16 protein-coding genes are annotated in these 16,002 nt (G+C 72.3%); 8 read left to right on the top strand and 8 right to left on the bottom strand.

The genetic code is table 11. The features are described from left to right. Positions 1 to 19 precede the first annotated feature (19 nt). Positions 20 to 1,120: an ABC transporter ATP-binding protein gene (locus QOL88_RS03830; RefSeq protein WP_097215079.1), complete on the top strand. Its 1,101-nt coding sequence runs from the start codon at positions 20 to 22 to the stop codon at positions 1,118 to 1,120. A gap of 26 nt (positions 1,121 to 1,146) precedes the next feature. Beyond that, positions 1,147 to 2,232: an ABC transporter ATP-binding protein gene (locus QOL88_RS03825; RefSeq protein ID WP_097215078.1), complete on the top strand. Its 1,086-nt coding sequence runs from the start codon at positions 1,147 to 1,149 to the stop codon at positions 2,230 to 2,232. Between the two features lie 22 nt (positions 2,233 to 2,254). Here QOL88_RS03825 and QOL88_RS03820 read toward each other — a convergent pair whose 3' ends face one another. Together QOL88_RS03820 and QOL88_RS03815 are read right to left on the bottom strand one after the other, a co-directional pair. Beyond that, positions 2,255 to 2,956 carry an MBL fold metallo-hydrolase gene (locus QOL88_RS03820; protein WP_097215077.1) on the bottom strand — a complete coding sequence of 234 codons (702 nt, stop codon included), beginning with the start codon at positions 2,954 to 2,956 and terminating at the stop codon, positions 2,255 to 2,257. A gap of 61 nt (positions 2,957 to 3,017) precedes the next feature. Beyond that, entirely contained in the window at positions 3,018 to 4,373 is a 1,356-nt protein-coding gene (locus QOL88_RS03815; RefSeq protein WP_097215076.1) for a dipeptidase, read from the bottom strand. Positions 4,374 to 4,563: 190 nt separating this feature from the next. Here QOL88_RS03815 and QOL88_RS03810 point away from each other — a divergent pair, with 190 nt between their 5' ends. Beyond that, the gene (locus QOL88_RS03810; RefSeq protein WP_097215075.1) at positions 4,564 to 5,805 is read left to right on the top strand and encodes a geranylgeranyl reductase family protein; all 1,242 of its coding nucleotides are present in this window, start codon (positions 4,564 to 4,566) and stop codon (positions 5,803 to 5,805) included. On the opposite strand, the gene QOL88_RS03805 is transcribed toward QOL88_RS03810, so the two are convergent. After that, complete coding sequence (locus QOL88_RS03805; protein ID WP_097215074.1) at positions 5,789 to 6,238, bottom strand: nitroreductase family deazaflavin-dependent oxidoreductase; 450 nt, start codon at positions 6,236 to 6,238, stop codon at positions 5,789 to 5,791. The genes QOL88_RS03810 and QOL88_RS03805 overlap by 17 nt on opposite strands. 166 nt (positions 6,239 to 6,404) lie before the next feature. On the opposite strand from QOL88_RS03805, the gene QOL88_RS03800 reads away from it, so the two are divergent. From QOL88_RS03800 to QOL88_RS03790, 3 genes are all read left to right on the top strand, one after another. After that, positions 6,405 to 7,097: a TetR/AcrR family transcriptional regulator gene (locus tag QOL88_RS03800; RefSeq protein WP_097215073.1), complete on the top strand. Its 693-nt coding sequence runs from the start codon at positions 6,405 to 6,407 to the stop codon at positions 7,095 to 7,097. A 99-nt stretch (positions 7,098 to 7,196) separates the two neighbouring features. Then, positions 7,197 to 8,453: a sensor histidine kinase gene (locus QOL88_RS03795; RefSeq protein ID WP_097215072.1), complete on the top strand. Its 1,257-nt coding sequence runs from the start codon at positions 7,197 to 7,199 to the stop codon at positions 8,451 to 8,453. Then, positions 8,450 to 9,115: a response regulator gene (locus QOL88_RS03790; RefSeq protein ID WP_097215071.1), complete on the top strand. Its 666-nt coding sequence runs from the start codon at positions 8,450 to 8,452 to the stop codon at positions 9,113 to 9,115. The genes QOL88_RS03795 and QOL88_RS03790 overlap by 4 nt, the downstream gene beginning before the upstream one ends. Here the strand turns inward: QOL88_RS03790 and QOL88_RS03785 are convergent. After that, complete coding sequence (locus QOL88_RS03785; protein ID WP_097215070.1) at positions 9,076 to 9,360, bottom strand: DUF6332 family protein; 285 nt, start codon at positions 9,358 to 9,360, stop codon at positions 9,076 to 9,078. The genes QOL88_RS03790 and QOL88_RS03785 overlap by 40 nt on opposite strands. Positions 9,361 to 9,439: 79 nt before the next feature. Further along, positions 9,440 to 10,930: an MFS transporter gene (locus QOL88_RS03780; RefSeq protein ID WP_097215069.1), complete on the bottom strand. Its 1,491-nt coding sequence runs from the start codon at positions 10,928 to 10,930 to the stop codon at positions 9,440 to 9,442. 86 nt (positions 10,931 to 11,016) lie between these two features. Here QOL88_RS03780 and QOL88_RS03775 point away from each other — a divergent pair, with 86 nt between their 5' ends. After that, complete coding sequence (locus tag QOL88_RS03775; protein ID WP_097215068.1) at positions 11,017 to 11,409, top strand: MarR family winged helix-turn-helix transcriptional regulator; 393 nt, start codon at positions 11,017 to 11,019, stop codon at positions 11,407 to 11,409. Positions 11,410 to 11,427: 18 nt separating this feature from the next. On the opposite strand, the gene QOL88_RS03770 is transcribed toward QOL88_RS03775, so the two are convergent. The 3 genes from QOL88_RS03770 to QOL88_RS03760 form a co-directional block, all read right to left on the bottom strand. Beyond that, positions 11,428 to 12,156 carry a maleylpyruvate isomerase family mycothiol-dependent enzyme gene (locus QOL88_RS03770; RefSeq protein WP_097215067.1) on the bottom strand — a complete coding sequence of 243 codons (729 nt, stop codon included), beginning with the start codon at positions 12,154 to 12,156 and terminating at the stop codon, positions 11,428 to 11,430. A 65-nt stretch (positions 12,157 to 12,221) separates the two neighbouring features. After that, a complete protein-coding gene (locus tag QOL88_RS03765) occupies positions 12,222 to 13,100 on the bottom strand; it encodes an SDR family oxidoreductase (RefSeq protein WP_097215066.1) in 879 nt (292 codons plus the stop codon). Positions 13,101 to 13,201: 101 nt separating this feature from the next. Further along, on the bottom strand, positions 13,202 to 14,383 hold the full coding sequence (locus tag QOL88_RS03760) for an MFS transporter (protein WP_097215065.1): 1,182 nt from the start codon (positions 14,381 to 14,383) through the stop codon (positions 13,202 to 13,204). A 140-nt stretch (positions 14,384 to 14,523) separates the two neighbouring features. On the opposite strand from QOL88_RS03760, the gene QOL88_RS03755 reads away from it, so the two are divergent. Further along, a complete protein-coding gene (locus tag QOL88_RS03755) occupies positions 14,524 to 16,002 on the top strand; it encodes a glutamate-cysteine ligase family protein (protein WP_097215064.1) in 1,479 nt (492 codons plus the stop codon).

Raw genomic sequence — 16,002 nt, 5'->3', positions numbered from 1 at the left:
CTCGTCCTTAGGAACACCCGTGTCCGTATCGACCTCACCGCAGCCCGCGGACGTCGCACCCGCGCCCGCACCCTTCCTCGACGTACGCGACCTGAAGGTGCACTTCCCGACCGAGGACGGCCTCGTCAAGTCGGTCGACGGCGTCTCCTTCACCCTGGAGAAGGGCAGGACCCTCGGCATCGTCGGCGAGTCCGGATCCGGCAAGTCGGTGACCTCACTGGCCCTGCTCGGACTGCACAAGGGCACCCGCGCCCGGGTCTCCGGCGAGATCTGGCTGGACGGCCGGGAACTCGTCGCCCTGCCCGAGGCCGGGATGCGCGACCTGCGCGGCCGCACCGTCTCCATGATCTTCCAGGACCCGCTTTCCGCGCTGCACCCCTTCTTCACCGTCGGATCCCAGATCGCCGAGGCCTACCGGGTGCACCACAAGGTCTCCAAGAAGGAGGCCAGGGACCGCGCGGTGGAGATGCTGAAGCGGGTCGGCATCCCGCAGCCCGAGCGCAGGGTCAGGGACTACCCGCACCAGTTCTCCGGCGGCATGCGCCAGCGCGCCATGATCGCCATGTCCCTGGTGTGCGACCCGGAGCTGCTGATCGCCGACGAGCCCACCACCGCCCTGGACGTCACCGTCCAGGCGCAGATCCTGGACCTGATCCGCGACCTCCAGCAGGAGTTCGGTTCGGCCGTCGTCATCATCACGCACGACCTCGGCGTGGTCTCCGACGTCGCCGACGACATCCTGGTGATGTACGGCGGCCGCCGCATCGAGTACGGCACCACCCGCGACGTGCTCAAGCAGCCCCAGCACCCCTACACCTGGGGCCTGTTGCAGTCGATGCCACACCTCAACGGCGACGTCGGCGAGCGGCTCGACCCGATCCCCGGCACCCCGCCGAGCCTGATCAACCTGCCGGACGGCTGCTCCTTCCACCCCCGCTGCGCCTACAAGGGCTGGGTGCCTCAGGGCCGTTGCACGGCGGAGCGGCCCGAGCTGCGTCTCGTCTCCGGCAGCGAACGGCACCTCGCCGCGTGCCATCTCAGCGACGACGCCAAACACGAGATCCGCGTCGGGGCCGGTCCGGACGACCGGGGCACCGCGGCCGCACGGGCCGCGCAGTGACGGCGGCGGACGAAAGGGACCATGCCGTGAGCACCACCGAGCCCCTCACCGGGCAGAGCACCGACCGCGCAGCCGGCGACAGCCTCCTGGAGGTACGCGGTCTGCGGAAGCACTTCCCCATCCGCCAGGGCATCATCTTCCAGCGGCAGATCGGGGCCGTCCGGGCCGTCGACGGCATCGACTTCTCGGTCGGACCCGGCGAGTCGCTGGGCCTGGTCGGCGAGTCCGGCTGCGGCAAGTCGACCACGGGCCGCCTGATCACCCGGCTGCTCGAACCCACCGGCGGCTGCGTCGTCTTCGACGGCGAGGACATCACGCACCAGCCGCCCGGGCGGATGCGTCAGGCCCGCCGCAACCTCCAGATGATCTTCCAGGACCCGTATTCCTCGCTGAATCCCCGGCACACCGTCGGCACCATCATCGAGACGCCGATGCGGCTCAACGGCGTCAACCCGCCCCAGGGCCACAAGAAGCGCGCCCAGGAACTCCTGGAGACGGTCGGCCTCAACCCCGAGCACTACAACCGCTACCCGAACGAGTTCTCCGGCGGACAGCGCCAGCGCATCGGCATCGCCCGCGCCCTGGCCCTGCGACCTAAGCTGATCGTGGCCGACGAACCCGTCTCCGCGCTGGACGTCTCCATCCAGGCGCAGGTCGTCAACCTGCTCCAGGACCTCCAGCGGGAGTTCGGCATCGCGTTCGTCTTCATCGCCCACGACCTCGCCGTCGTACGGCACTTCTCCGAACGGGTCGCCGTGATGTACCTCGGCAAGATCGTCGAGGTCGCCGAGCGGGAGTCGCTGTACACCGGGCCCCGGCACCCCTACACGCACGCACTGCTGTCCGCCGTGCCCGAGGCCGACCCGGACGCCGTCGACCGGCGCGAACGCATCCGGCTCGCCGGCGACGTGCCCTCCCCGATCGACCCGCCCTCCGGCTGCCGCTTCCGCACCCGTTGCTGGAAGGCACAGGAGAAGTGCGCCCTGGAGGAACCGCGACTCGTGCGCGTCGAGGGCAGCCCCTCGGGCCACCTGACCGCCTGCCACTTCCCCGAGCAACCGTCCCTCACCGCCCGCGAGGAGGACATCGTCCTGGACCCGGCCCTCGACTAGAGCGGGTCACCCACGGGGTGGATCACCCGCGCGCCGCGTTCCGCAGCGCGCGGCCCGCCCGACTCGTCACCGGGGCTCCGTGACCGAAGCAGGCCACATCCGCGTCCAGTTCGGCCAGGAGCCGGCAGGCCGCGAGGACCTGCGGGCGGTCGAGGTTGAACACCCCCGGCATCACCGTGCCGTCGACGGGGGACGCGGCGACCGTGTCGCCCGTGAACAGCACCCCGTGTTCCGGGAGATGAAGCGCGATGCTGCCGTGCGTGTGCCCCGGGACATGCACGATCCGCGCCCCGCCGCCGATGTCCAGCACCTCACCGCCGGACACCTCGGTGAGCCGCGGCGGACGGGCGAAGTCCCCCTCGGGCAGGAACGTCGCCGCCTGCTCGTGCAGCGGCCGCTCCCAGTCCTCGAACACCGGCGGCGGGCCCGGCAGGTCCCCGCGCACGAACGGCGCGTCGAGCCGGTGGACCAGCACCTCGGCGCCGCTCAGCGCGGCGAACTCGCCCGCCCCGCCCGCGTGGTCCTCGTGGAAGTGGGTGAGCACGATCCGCCGTACGTCCCGGGGACGCCGGCCGAGGGCGGTCACCGCCTCGGCGATCGGGGCGCCGGAACCGGCCGGCCCCGCGTCGACCAGGGTGAGTTCGCCGCCGTCGCGCCAGAGGTAGGCCTGGCCGACCGGGAAGCGCAGCAGGTGCAGGCGGGGGGACACTTCGATGACGTCCATGGGACGACCGTAGGGAAGGCCCCCGTCCGAGGACGAGGGCCTTCTGCTGCGGGCAGAGCGGTCAGCTCGCCGCGTAGGTGCGCAGGAACAGCGCCTCCGCCACCGACAGCCGCTCCAGTTCCTCGGGCGACACGCTCTCGTTCACCGCGTGGATCTGGGCCTCCGGCTCGCTCAGCCCGATGAGCAGGATCTCGGCACGCGGATAGAGCGCGGCCAGCGTGTTGCACAGCGGGATCGAACCGCCCTGCCCCGCGTACTGCATCTCCTGCCCCGGGTAGGCGACCGCCATCGCGGCCGCCATGGCCTGGTACGCCGGGCTGGTGGTGTCGGCGCGGAACGGCTGCCCCTCGCCGATCTGCTCGGTGCTCAGCCGGGCACCCCACGGCGTGTGCGCCTCCAGGTGCGCCTGGAGCAGCTTGGTCGCCGCGCCCGCGTCCACCCCCGGCGGCACCCGCAGGTTGATCAGCGCACGGGCGCTCGCCTGCACGGACGGGGTGGCGCCGACCACCGGCGGGCAGTCGATGCCGATGACCGTGACGGCCGGCCGCGCCCAGATGCGGTCGGCGACCGTCCCGGAGCCGATCAGTTCGACGCCGTCGAGCACCTTGGCGTCCCGGCGGAACTGCTCCTCCTCGTACTGGAGCCCTTCCCAGCCCGTGTCACCGGAGAGCCCCTCGACGGTCGTCGAGCCGTCCTCGGCGCGCAGCGAGTCCAGCACGCGGATCAGCGCGGCGAGCGCGTCGGGAGCGGCACCGCCGAACTGGCCCGAGTGGAGGTTGCCCGCGAGCGTGTCGACCTGGACGCGCACCATGGTCATGCCGCGCAGGGTGGAGGTGACGGTCGGCAGGCCGACCCGGAAGTTGCCCGCGTCGCCGATCACGATCGTGTCCGCCGCCAGCAGCTCCGGGTGCTCCTCGGCGTACCGCTCCAGGCCGCCCGTGCCCATCTCCTCGGAGCCCTCGGCGATCACCTTCACGTGGACGGGCACGCCGCCGTTCGCCTTGAGCGCGCGCAGCGCCAGCAGGTGCATGATCAGGCCGCCCTTGCAGTCGGCGGCCCCGCGCCCGTACCAGCGGCCGTTCCGCTCCGTCAGCTCGAACGGCGGGGTCGTCCAGGCGGCCTCGTCCAGCGGCGGCTGCACGTCGTAGTGGGCGTAGAGCAGGACGGTCTTCGCGCCCTTCGGGCCGGGCAGAAAGCCGTAGACCGACTGTGTGCCGTCGGGGGTGTCGAGCAGGGCCACGTCCTGGAAACCCTCGGCGGCGAGCGCGTCCGCGACCCAGCGGGCGGCGCCCTCGCTCTCGCTCCTGGGGAACTGGTCGAAGTCCGCCACCGACTGGAAGGCCACCAGTTCGGCGAGCTCCTCCTTCGCCCTGGGCATCAGCGAGGCGACGGTCTCGGCGACCGGATTCGACGACATGGGCACGCTCCTCGTGGGTGCGACGTTGTACGGATGCGTACCTCTCGGTACGCGGTGATCGTGTGGTGTGGGCGCGGCCCCGTGTAAGGGCCACCCACGCTGCCGATCCTCCCACAGCGGCCTGCGGTGACCGCCGCCGTAGGATGCGGGAGACAGCGGCAGGCGGCTTGATCGGGAGCAGTAGACCATCGTGAGCAGCGAGAACTCTTCGGCGGACGACGCGCGGCAGGTGTGGGACGTCGTCGTGGTGGGCGCGGGACCCGCGGGCGCTTCGGCCGCGTACGCGGCGGCAGTGGCCGGCAGACGCGTGCTGTTGCTGGAGAAGGCCGAGCTGCCGCGGTACAAGACGTGCGGCGGCGGCATCATCGGCCCCTCGCGCGACGCCCTGCCGCCCGGCTTCGAGCTGCCGCTCAGGGACCGGGTGCACGCGGTGACCTTCTCGAACAACGGCCGCTTCACCCGCACGCGCCGTTCCAGGCAGATGCTCTTCGGGCTGATCAACCGGCCCGAGTTCGACCAGCAACTCGTCGAGCACGCGCAGAAGGCGGGCGCCGAGCTGCGCACAGGTGTCACGGTCCAGCGGGTCGAGCAGCACGGCTCGACGGTGCCGGACCGGCGCACGGTCGCCGTGGTCCTGCAGGGCGGCGAGGTCGTGCTCGCCCGGGCCGTCGTCGGCGCGGACGGCAGCGCCAGCCGCATAGGGGCGCATGTCGGGGTCAAGCTCGCCCAGGTGGATCTCGGCCTGGAGGCGGAGATCCCGGTGCCGGAGACCGTCGCCGAGGACTGGAAGGGCCGGGTGCTCATCGACTGGGGCCCCATCCCCGGCAGTTACGGCTGGGTCTTCCCCAAGGGCGACACCCTGACGGTCGGGGTGATCTCGGCCCGTGGCGAAGGCGCCGCCACGAAGCGGTACTTGGAGGAGTTCATCGGCAGGCTGGGCCTCGCCGGCTTCGAACCGAGCATCTCCTCGGGGCACTTGACCCGCTGCCGCGCCGACGACTCGCCGCTCTCCCGCGGGCGGGTGCTGGTGTGCGGTGACGCGGCGGGGCTGCTGGAGCCGTGGACCCGCGAGGGCATCTCCTTCGCGCTGCGGTCCGGCCGGCTGGCGGGGGAGTGGGCGGTGCGGATCGCCGAGGCGCACGACGCCGTGGACACGCGCCGGCAGGCTCTCAACTACGCGTTCGCGGTCAAGGCCGGGCTCGGGGTGGAGATGAGCGTCGGCAAGCGGCTGCTCACGGCGTTCGAGCGCCGTCCCGGGCTGTTCCACGCGGCGCTGACGGGCCTGCGCCCCGCGTGGAGGGCGTTCAAGGAGATCACGCAGGGCTCGACGTCGCTGGGCGAGATCGTCCGCACGTATCCGATCGCCCAGCGTGCCCTGGCCGCGATGGACCGCCGTCCCTCCGCGGCCGCGGAGGTCAGCTCGTCCGAGTGATCTCGAAGACGGGGTGGTCCGGGGCGATGCGGCGCAGCTCGTCGTCCGGGGAATCGGGGCCGACCCCGTTGAAGAAGACCCCGACCTCCGCCTTCCAGCGCTTGAGGTAGGCGCGCAGGATCGGGGTCTTGTCGTCGTCGGCCACCTCGGCCGCGGTGAAGGGGTCCACGTGCTTGCCGAGGTGCAGCTCGCCGCCGCCCGCGGCGCGCATGTTGTGCGTCCACTGCACATGGCCTCGGGGTGCGACCAGGTACTGCCTGCCGTCCAGGGTCAGCAGGTTGACCGGGGTGGTGCGCCACTGGCCGCTCTTGCGGCCGCGGACGGCGAGGACGCGGGAGCCCCAGACGCTGACGCCGCGGCGGGTCAGCCACGCCACGAAGGGATTGAGAACGTTGACGGTGAACCAGCCGGGCTTCTGGACGTGCGTGGACATGGGCCCCCTCGGGTGGCGGCGAAGCGGTGCTCTCTTCTGTGAGCACCGCTCTCGCTCTGGTGTCAGTCTGCACGGGGCCGTGCGTCAAAGCAAGAGCACTGCTCTCGAATGTGTTCACCGCTCTCTTTTGTGTGCACTGCTCTTCTTCCATGGGAGACTGCTCGGCATGAGCACCGCACACGGCGCCCGTGCCCGGGCCAGGATCGAAGTCACCGCGGCCATCAAGGACGAGGCCCGCAGACAGCTCGCGGCGGAGGGCGCCGCCCGGCTCTCGCTGCGGGCCGTGGCCCGTGAGCTCGGCATGGTCTCCTCCGCGCTGTACCGCTACTTCCCCAGCCGTGACGACCTGCTCACCGCCCTCATCATCGACGCCTACGACTCCCTCGGTGAGAGCGCCGAGGCGGCCCACGAGCCGGCGGCCGGCCCCCTCGAACGCTGGATCACGGTCTGCGAGGCGGTACGCGGCTGGGCGCTGGAGCATCCGCACGAGTACGCGCTGATCTACGGATCGCCCGTCCCCGGCTACACGGCCCCCGACGCCACCGTCCCGGCCGCCGCCCGCGTCGGACTCCTGCTCATCGGCATCGCCCGCGACGTCCACCAGGGTCCTGGTCTCGCCCTTCCCTCGCCTCCGGACGACCTCCGGCCGGAGGCCGAACGCATGGCCGCCGACCTCGCCCCCGACCTCCCCCCGGCGGTCGTGACGGCACTCGTCGCGGCCTGGGCGCAGCTCTACGGGTTGGTCGGCTTCGAGCTGTTCGGCCAGTTCAACCGGGTGGTGGAGGACCGGGAGACGTTCTTCCGGCACGCGGCGGGGCAACTCGCCCGAGGGGTCGGGCTGGTTCCCACCTCCCCGTAGGCCACCGGCCCGGTGAACGGGCGTACTTCCCGGGGAGTACGCGTGATCACCACGCCGGGGTGACGCGGCCGCGGGAGCGTGGCGTCTAGCGTGGCCGGTATGGACGAACAGCGGGCGCGGGGCGGTTCGCCGCGGTGGTGGCGGCACGGGCCCGCGTGGTGGGACCGGTGGGAGGGGCGCGAGCCGCGATGGCCGTGGCGGTCCACGGTCCTCGTGACCGCGTTCGTCCTGATCGGGTCGAACTTCGCCGCCCACGGGCAGCAGGGCGAGCGGGCGCAGCTGGATCTCTTCGCGCGGGCGCTGCTGCTGGTGGCCGGCGGGCTGCTGCTGTGGCGGAAGCGGTATCCGGTGGCCGTGGTGTTCGGCACGGCGGCCGCTGTCATGGTCTACCTGGGGGCCGGGTATCCCTACGGGCCGGTGCTCTTCACCGTCGCCCTCGCCTGCTTCAGCGCGATCGTCGCCGGGCACCGCCGGGCGGCGTGGGCCGCGATGGCCATGCTCTGGGCCGGACACGTCCTGGTGGCGCACTGGCTCTTCCGGTGGCTGCCACCGTCCGGCGACTTGGCCGCCTCCTGGGGCGAGGAGATCGTGGTCGCCACCTGGGTCGTGGCGATCGCGGCGGTGTCGGAGCTGTTCCGCGTCCGGCGCGAACAGTGGGTCCGGGAACGGGCCGAACGGGCCGAGGCCGCGCGGCGGCGGGCCGACGAGGAACGGCTGCGGATCGCGCGGGAGCTGCACGACGTCCTCGCCCACAGCATCTCCGTCATCAACGTGCAGGCCGGAGTCGGCCTCGCACTCCTCGACACCGACCCCGAGCAGGCCCGCACGGCCCTCACCACGATCAAGGACCAGAGCAAGGAGGCGCTCGGCGAGGTGCGCCAGGTGCTCGACACCCTGCGCACCCCCGGTGACGCGCCGCGCGCCCCCGCGCCCGGCCTCGACCGGCTGCCCGAGCTGGTGGAGCAGGCCGGGAGCGCGGGCCTCACGGTGGACGTCGAGGGGGAGCCGCCGCGCCTCGCGCCCGGCACCGACCTCGCCGCCTTCCGAATCGTCCAGGAGGCCCTGACCAACGTCGTACGGCACTCGGGTTCGCGGCACGCGCGCGTGCACCTCGCGTCCGATGCGGGCGTGCTGCGGCTGCGCGTGGACGACGACGGGCCCGCGACCGGGGACGACGCCGGCGGCAGTGGCAACGGCCTCGCCGGGATGCGGGAGCGGGCCGCGGCCCTGGGTGGCACCATCGAGGCGGGCCCCCGCCCGGACGGAGGGTTCCGGGTGCTCGCCGTGCTGCCGCTGACGGCATCCGCCGGCACATCCCCCGGGGGGCCGACGAGCCCGACACAGGAGGACCGTTGATCCGCGTACTGCTGGCCGACGACCAGTCACTGGTGAGGGCGGGGTTCCGGGCGCTGCTCGACGCGCAGCCCGACATCGAGGTGGCCGGGGAGGCCGCCGACGGCGAGGAGGCCGTGCGCCGGATCCGCGAACTGCGCCCCGACGTCGTCCTGATGGACATCCGCATGCCCGCCCTCGACGGCCTGGCCGCGACCCGGCAGGTCACCGGCGATCCCCACCTGGAGGACGTCAGGGTCGTCATGCTCACCACCTTCGAGCTCGACGAGTACGTTTTCGAGGCGATCCGCTCCGGCGCCTCCGGCTTCCTGGTCAAGGACACCGAGCCGGAGGAACTCCTGCGCGCCGTCCGGGCGGTGGTCGCGGGCGACGCGCTGCTGTCGCCGGGCGTGACCCGGCGGCTGATCTCCGAGTTCGCGTCCCGCTCCAAGGAACCGGCGGCGGCCGGAGCCCTGGCCCGGCTCACCGAGCGGGAGCGGGAGGTGATGGCGCTGGTCGGGATCGGCCTGTCCAATGAGGAGATCGCCCGCCGCCTGGTCGTCAGCCCGCTCACCGCGAAGACCCACGTCAGTCGCACGATGGTGAAGCTCGGCGCCCGCGACCGGGCCCAACTGGTCGTGCTCGCCTACGAGTCGGGGTTGGTGCGGCCGGGCTGGCTGGGCTGATCCGCCGTCCGGAACCGGACGAGGACACTGACGACCCGCGCGACGAAGAGGACCGGAGCGAGCACCACCCCGGCGCGCAGCAGCAGGTGCGCGGCCATGTCCGGCAGGTCGAAGAGCAACGCGGGCCCGGCCACGGCCCCGAACACCACCGCCGCGGCGAAGGCCGCGCTGCACAGCGCGTACCCGATCTCGACGGTGATCGCGTCGCGTTCGGCCTGACTGCGCCGTCCCCCGTGACTGGTCATACGGTGAGTCAAGCAGGGGTGCGCCCGGCGGGCAAGGCAGCCCGCCGGGCGCACGGCCGGAGGCGTCCCCCGGGTCGCGCTAGTCGCGCACGGCGACGCGCTCCGCCTCCTTGGGGGTGGACTTGGCGACCACGACGGACGGCCCGGACGGCCGGTCCCGGCGGGGGCGCAGGCCCGTGAGGGTGATCAGCAGACCGGCGAGGGCGACGAGCGTCACGACCACCAGACCGGGCCGGTAGCTGTCGAGCACGGCCTGCGGCGAGGGGTGGGTGCCCTCGGGGGAGTTCGCGGTCACCACCGCCGTCACCACGGCGAGGAAGATCGCGCCGCCGACCTGGACGGAGGTGTTGAGCAACCCGGAGACCATGCCCTGCTCGTGTTCGTCGACACCGTTGGTGGCCTGGACGTTGAGCGACGGGAAGGTCAGCGCGAAGCCGGAGCCGACCAGCAGCATCGTCGGCAGGATCACCGCCGCGTACACCGGGTTCAGGTCGATGCGCAGGAACAGCACGTACCCGGTGACCATCAGGGCGAAGCCCAGCACCATCAGCCGGGCGGTGCCGAACCGGTCGATGACGGCGCCGACCTTGGTCGCGGACAGCGCCACCAGCGCGCCCGCCGGAAGGAAGGCCAGGGCCGTGTGCAGCGCGGACCAGCCGAGCAGCTGCTGCATGTACAGCGTGACCAGGAACTGGAAGCCGATGTAGCTGCCGACGAACGTCAACGCGCCCAGCTGGGCCCGCACCTGCGGCCCCGAGCGCAGCACGGCGAGCCGGATCAGCGGGCTGGGACTGCGCCGCTCGACGGCGATGAAGGCCACGAGGAGCACCGCCACGGTGACGAAGGACAGGATGGTCCGGGCCGCGCCCCAGCCCACCTCGGGCGCCTCGACGACGGTGAAGACCAGCAGCAGCATCGACGCGGTGCCCAGGACGGCGCCGGGGACGTCGTAGCCGCCCTGGCCGCGCTCGCGCTCGGTGCGCGGCAGCAGCTTCAGGCCCACGAGCAGGGCGATGAGCGCGATGGGGGCGGGCAGGAGCATGGTGAGCCGCCAACTGGCCTCCGTGAGCAGGCCGGAGAAGACCAGCCCCATCGAGTAGCCGGTGGCGCCGCAGGTGGTGTAGATGGCCAGGGCGCGGTTGCGCAGCGGGCCTTCGGGAAACGTCGTGGTGATGATCGACAGGCCGGCGGGCGCCGTGAAGGCCGCGCTCAGGCCCTTGATGAAGCGGCTGGCGATGAGCAGCGGCCCCGAGTCGACGAGCCCGCCGAGCAGCGAGGCGAGCGCGAAGACGCCCAGGGCCACCAGGAAGACCTGACGCCGGCCCAGCAGGTCGGCGGCGCGTCCACCGAGCAGCAGCAGACCGCCGTAGCCCAGGATGTAGCCGCTGACGATCCATTGCAGCGCCGAGGTCGACAGGCCGAGGTCGGCGCCGATGGACGGCAGGGCGACGCCGACCATGGACACGTCCAGGGCGTCCAGGAACATCGCGGCGCAGAGCACGAGCAGGGTGCCCCAGAGCCGTGGCGTCCAACGCCCGTCGGACGTGGGGGAGATGAGCGGAGAGGTCATACCCCGGACACTACATGCGCATGCATGAAATGCAAGCGCATTTAATTCAGGTGCAACAATCTCGGTTCTCTGTTACGGTGCGGCGCATGGCTCAGCAGGCCGAGCAGGCGCTCGTGGAACAGTGGCGGGACATTCTGGCGCTGCACGCGCGGACCCAGTGCGAGCTCGACCGAGCGCTGCACGGCCACGGGTTGTGCGCCAGCGACTTCGAGGTGCTCGACGTCCTCGCCGGATGCCGGACGCCGAAGGGCACGCCGTCCTACCGCGTCCAGGAGATCTCCGAGCGGGTCCATCTGAGCCAGAGCGCGCTGTCGCGGCTGATCGCCCGGCTGGAGAAGGAGGGCCTCGTCGAGCGCGGCATGTGCTCCGAGGACCGGCGCGGCGTGAAGGTCTGCCTCACGGCGAAGGGGCGCGCGCTGCACGGCGAGGTGCTTCCCGTGCAGCGCGCGGTGCTGGCGAGGATGCTCACCGACGACTGACCGTCCGTCGGTGGCCGCTCAGATCGCCGACGCCTCCCGCCACAGCGTGGCGAGTGCCTGGTCGCCCGTGGCGCTCGGCAGGGGCGCCCGGTTCCACAGCGCCAGGTACAACTGCCCGGCCGGGGCGGACAGTTCGCACTCCGCCTCCCCGGCCTCGTCCCGCGTGGTCACCGGCGGCTCCGGCGACAGCCGTAGCGTCCACACCGCGCCGGTGTCCTCGGTGCGGATCCGCAGGACGCGCGGCCCGGGGGTGCGTACGCGGCTCCTGGAGCGGGCGTGGAAACCGCGCAGCAGTTCGTCGATGCCGTCGGTCGCGAACTCGGGGGTGACCTCCGTCGGGGCGCCGCCGCGAGCGGACTCCGCGTCGACCCGGTGCACGGCCGTCTCGTGCGCCTGCCTCCGGGCCCAGAAGGCCAGCGGGGACGGCGCGGGCAGGAAGGCGAAGCACTCCACGTCGGGCGAGGCGCCGGCCAGCGTACCCACGAGCCGACGGTGGCTGTCGCGGTACCAGGCGATGAGCTCCGCACCGTCGAGGTCCGTGGGTTCGACCAGTGGGCGGCGCTCGGTGATCTGCTCGGCGACGTAGGCGGCGGCCCAGCGGTGCACGGCGCCCGTGTGCCGCAGCAGATCGCGCACCTGCCACTCGGGGCAGGTCGGCACCTTCGCTTCCGTCCCGGACTCCTCGGCGGCCGCTGCCAGCAGCCGGCCTTCCGTCTCCAGTGCTTGAAGGAACTCGGCGGTCTCCATGGCGCCGAGTCTGCCGCATGAAGCGCTCTCGAAGCCCGGGGATTTCCGGCGGCCGCCCCCGGGGGCTACGGCAGCGGCGTCCCACCCGTCGCGTTGACGATCTCGGCGGTGATGTACGACGCCTCCTGCGAGGCGAGGAAGACGTACGCCGGAGCCATCTCGGCGGGCTGTGCGGGCCGTCCGATGGGGGCCTGCTTGCCGAACGTCTGCGTGTCCGGCAGGGTCGCCGGGATCAGCGGCGTCCACACCGGGCCCGGCGCCACCGCGTTGACGCGGATGCCCTTCTCGATCAGCATCTGCGCCAGCCCCTGTGTGAACGTGACGATCGCGCCCTTCGTCGTCGCGTAGTCCAGCAGATGCGGACTGGGCTTGTACGCCTGCACCGACGTGGAGTTGATGATGCTGCCGCCCTCCGGGATGTGCGGCAGGGCCAGCTTGCACAGCCAGAACATCCCGTACAGGTTCGTGCGCAGCACCCGGTCGAACTGCTCGGTGGTGATCGCCTCGATGCCGTCGGGCTGCGACATCTGGTACGCCGCGTTGTTCACGAGGACGTCGATCCGGCCGAACTCCTCCACGGCGCGGTCGATCAGCGCCCGGCAGTTCTCCTCCTCCCGTACGTCGCACGAGACGGCCACGGCACGCCGGCCGGCCTCCTCGACGAGCCGGGCCGTCTCGGCGGCGTCGTCCTTCTCGTCATCCAGATGGGTGAACAGCACGTCGGCTCCCTCACGGGCGAACGCCAGGGCGACCGCCCGGCCGATCCCGGAGTCCCCACCGGTGATCACCGCCTTGCGACCGGCCAGCCGGCCACTGCCCCGGTAGGAGTCCTCGCCGTGGTCCGGCGGCGGGTCCATCGGGCCCGTCCAGCCCGGGTGCGGCTGGTCCTGGGAGGGAAACTCCGGGGTCGGGTGCTGCTCTCCGGGATGCTGCTGTTCGGTCATGGGTCTGCCTCCTCGTCCGCGGCGTACGGCCCGGTGATCACGCCGGGCGTGGCCACGGGTACCCAGGATCACCGGCATCCCCCCCGGCAGTGCCCCTCCTCTCAGCCCCCGGCCGTCCGCCGCGCGGACGCCCCCACCAGGGCTCCGACGGCCGCCGCCACCGCCGCCAGGACCGCCACGCTGGTCAGTGCGGCCGGCAGGGAGAACCAGTCCGCCATGAAGCCGATCGCGGGCGGGCCGAGGAGCATGCCGCCGTAGCCCAGGGTGGAGGCCGTGGCGACGCCGTCGGGGCCGGCGAGGGCCCCGGCCCGTTCCACGGCCACGGGGAAGAGGTTCGCGAGGCCGATGCCCGTGATCGCGTAGCCGAGGAGGGCCGCCCAGAGGGAGGGGGCGAGGGCGCCGAGCAGCATGCCGGCCGCCGCGGTGGTGCCGCCGGCGACGACGGTCCGGGTCTGCCCCAGGCGCTCCAGGAGCGTCGTACCGGTCAGTCGCCCCACCGTCATGGCGAGGGCGAAGCAGGAGTAGCCCACGGCGGCGGCACCCGCCGAGGCGTTCAGGTCCTGTTCGAGGTGCAGGGCGCCCCAGTCGGCCAGCGCCCCCTCGCCGTACGCCGTGCACCCCGCGATGAGGCCGAAGACGATCACCAGCGCACGGGTGCGGCCGTCCAGGCGGCGCGGGGCTCCCCCGGTGGGAACGTCCCGCTCCGGGGGCGTCGGCGGCTCGTGCCGCAGGAGGGTGGGGCCCGCCGCCGCGGTGACGAGCAGGCCGACCAGCGTGAGCAGCAGCAGGTGCCGGGTGGGGGAGAGGACCCCCGCGACCAGCCCGCCCAGCCCCGCTCCGACCATGCCGCCCAGGCTGAAGGCCGCGTGGAAGCTCGGCATGACCGGCCGCCGCAGCGCGGCCACGAGTTCGACGGCCGCGCTGTTGAAGGCGACGTTGATCCCGCCGTACGCGGCGCCGAAGAGCAGCAGGACGAGGCCCAGTGCGAGCGCCGAGTGGGTCAGCGGGGGCAAGGCTACGGAGAGGGAGAGCAGCACCGCGCAGACGACGGTGACCTGGTGGTTGCCGTAGCGGCGGCACAGGCGCCCGGTGAGGGTCATGGTGATGACGGCCCCGGCGGAGACGCCCAGGAGGGCGAGGCCGAGAGCACTGGCGGAGGCGCCGGTCTGCGCCTTGATGGCGGGGATGCGCACGACCCAGCCGGCGAAGACGAAGCCGTCGAGGGCGAAGAAGACGGTGAGGGCGATGCGGAGTCGGGTCAGAGAGTTGCCGTTGCCCGGCACGGCACTGTGCGTTCGGGGTTTGTTTATTTGCGGCACAAATGCAGGCTAGGTGGGTGCGGGGGCGAGGACAAGGTGCGACTCTGGGACGAGACCCATCGCCGAGGAGCGGACACAGCCGCCGCAGGAGCGCAGGAGGGCACATGGGACGTGACGTGCCGGCCCTGGTGTTCACCCGGGAGGACCGCCGTCGGTACCGGGAGAAGATGCACACCGACCTCGAGGTGCTCGCTCGGATGCTCCACGAGTCGGGCTTCGAGAGCGAGCGCCCCCAGGTCGGCCTCGAGATCGAGCTCAATCTGGTGGACGACGCCGGGCTGCCCGTGATGCGCAACACCGACGTGCTCCAGGCGATCGCCGACCCCGCCTGGTCCAGCGAGCTGGGCCGCTTCAACCTGGAGATCAACATCCCGCCCCGGCAGCTCACGGCAGGCGGCCCCGGCTCCTGGGAGCAGGAGATCCGCGACGCCCTCAACCACGCCGAGGACCGCGCAGCCGCGGTGGGCGTGCACCTGATCATGGTCGGCATCCTGCCGACCCTGGGCGAGTCGGACGTCAGCGGGTCCGCCCTCTCCGGAGACCCGCGCTACCGGCTGCTCAACGAGCAGATCTTCGCGGCCCGGGGCGAGGACCTGCGGATCAGGGTCGACGGCGTGGAGCGTCTGTCGACGTACGCCGACACGATCACTCCCGAGGCCGCCTGCACCAGCACCCAGTTCCATCTCCAGGTCGCCCCGAAGGAGTTCCCGCACTACTGGAACGCGGCCCAGGCCATCGCGGGCGTGCAGATCGCCCTCGCGGCGAACTCGCCCTTCCTGTTCGGCAAGGAGCTGTGGCGCGAGACCCGCATCCCCCTGTTCGAGCAGGCCACCGACACCCGCCCCGAGGAGATCAAGGCCCAGGGCGTACGGCCCCGGGTGTGGTTCGGGGAGCGCTGGATCACCAGCGTCTTCGACCTCTTCGAGGAGAACGTGCGCTACTTCCCGGCCCTGCTGCCGCTGTGCGAGGACGAGGACCCGCAGAAGGAACTGGACAGCGGCGGAGTTCCGCAGCTGGGCGAACTGACCCTGCACAACGGCACGATCTACCGCTGGAACCGGCCCATCTACGCGGTCACCGACAGCGGCCCGCATCTGCGCATCGAGAACCGCGTGCTGCCCGCCGGTCCCACCGTGGCCGACATCATCGCCAACGGCGCCTTCTACTACGGACTGACCCGCGCCCTGGTCGACGAGGACCGGCCGGTGTGGACGCGGATGTCCTTCTCGGTCGCCGAGGAGAACCTCCACACCGCGGCCCGCGACGGCATCGACGCCCGCCTGTACTGGCCCGGCGTGGGCGAAGTGCCGGTCACGGAACTGGTGTTGCGGCGGCTGCTGCCCCTGGCCCACCGGGGCCTGGAGCTGACCGGCATGGACGCCGCGTGGCGCGAACCCCTGCTGGGCATCATCGAGCAGCGCTGCGTCGCCGGCCGCAACGGCGCCCTGTGGCAGGCGGAGATGGTGCACCACCTGGAGAAGGCCGGCATCTCCGACCGGCGGGAGGCACTGCGGCAGATGACCAGGACGTACATGGACTACATGCACATGAACGCGCCCGCGCACACGTGGCCCGTGGACTGA

This window comes from Streptomyces sp. Ag82_O1-12 (assembly GCF_900182715.1).
GTDB lineage: Bacteria > Actinomycetota > Actinomycetes > Streptomycetales > Streptomycetaceae > Streptomyces > Streptomyces massasporeus.
Note: the sequence above shows the minus strand (reverse complement) of the source record. Positions and strands in the feature narration are given on the sequence as shown.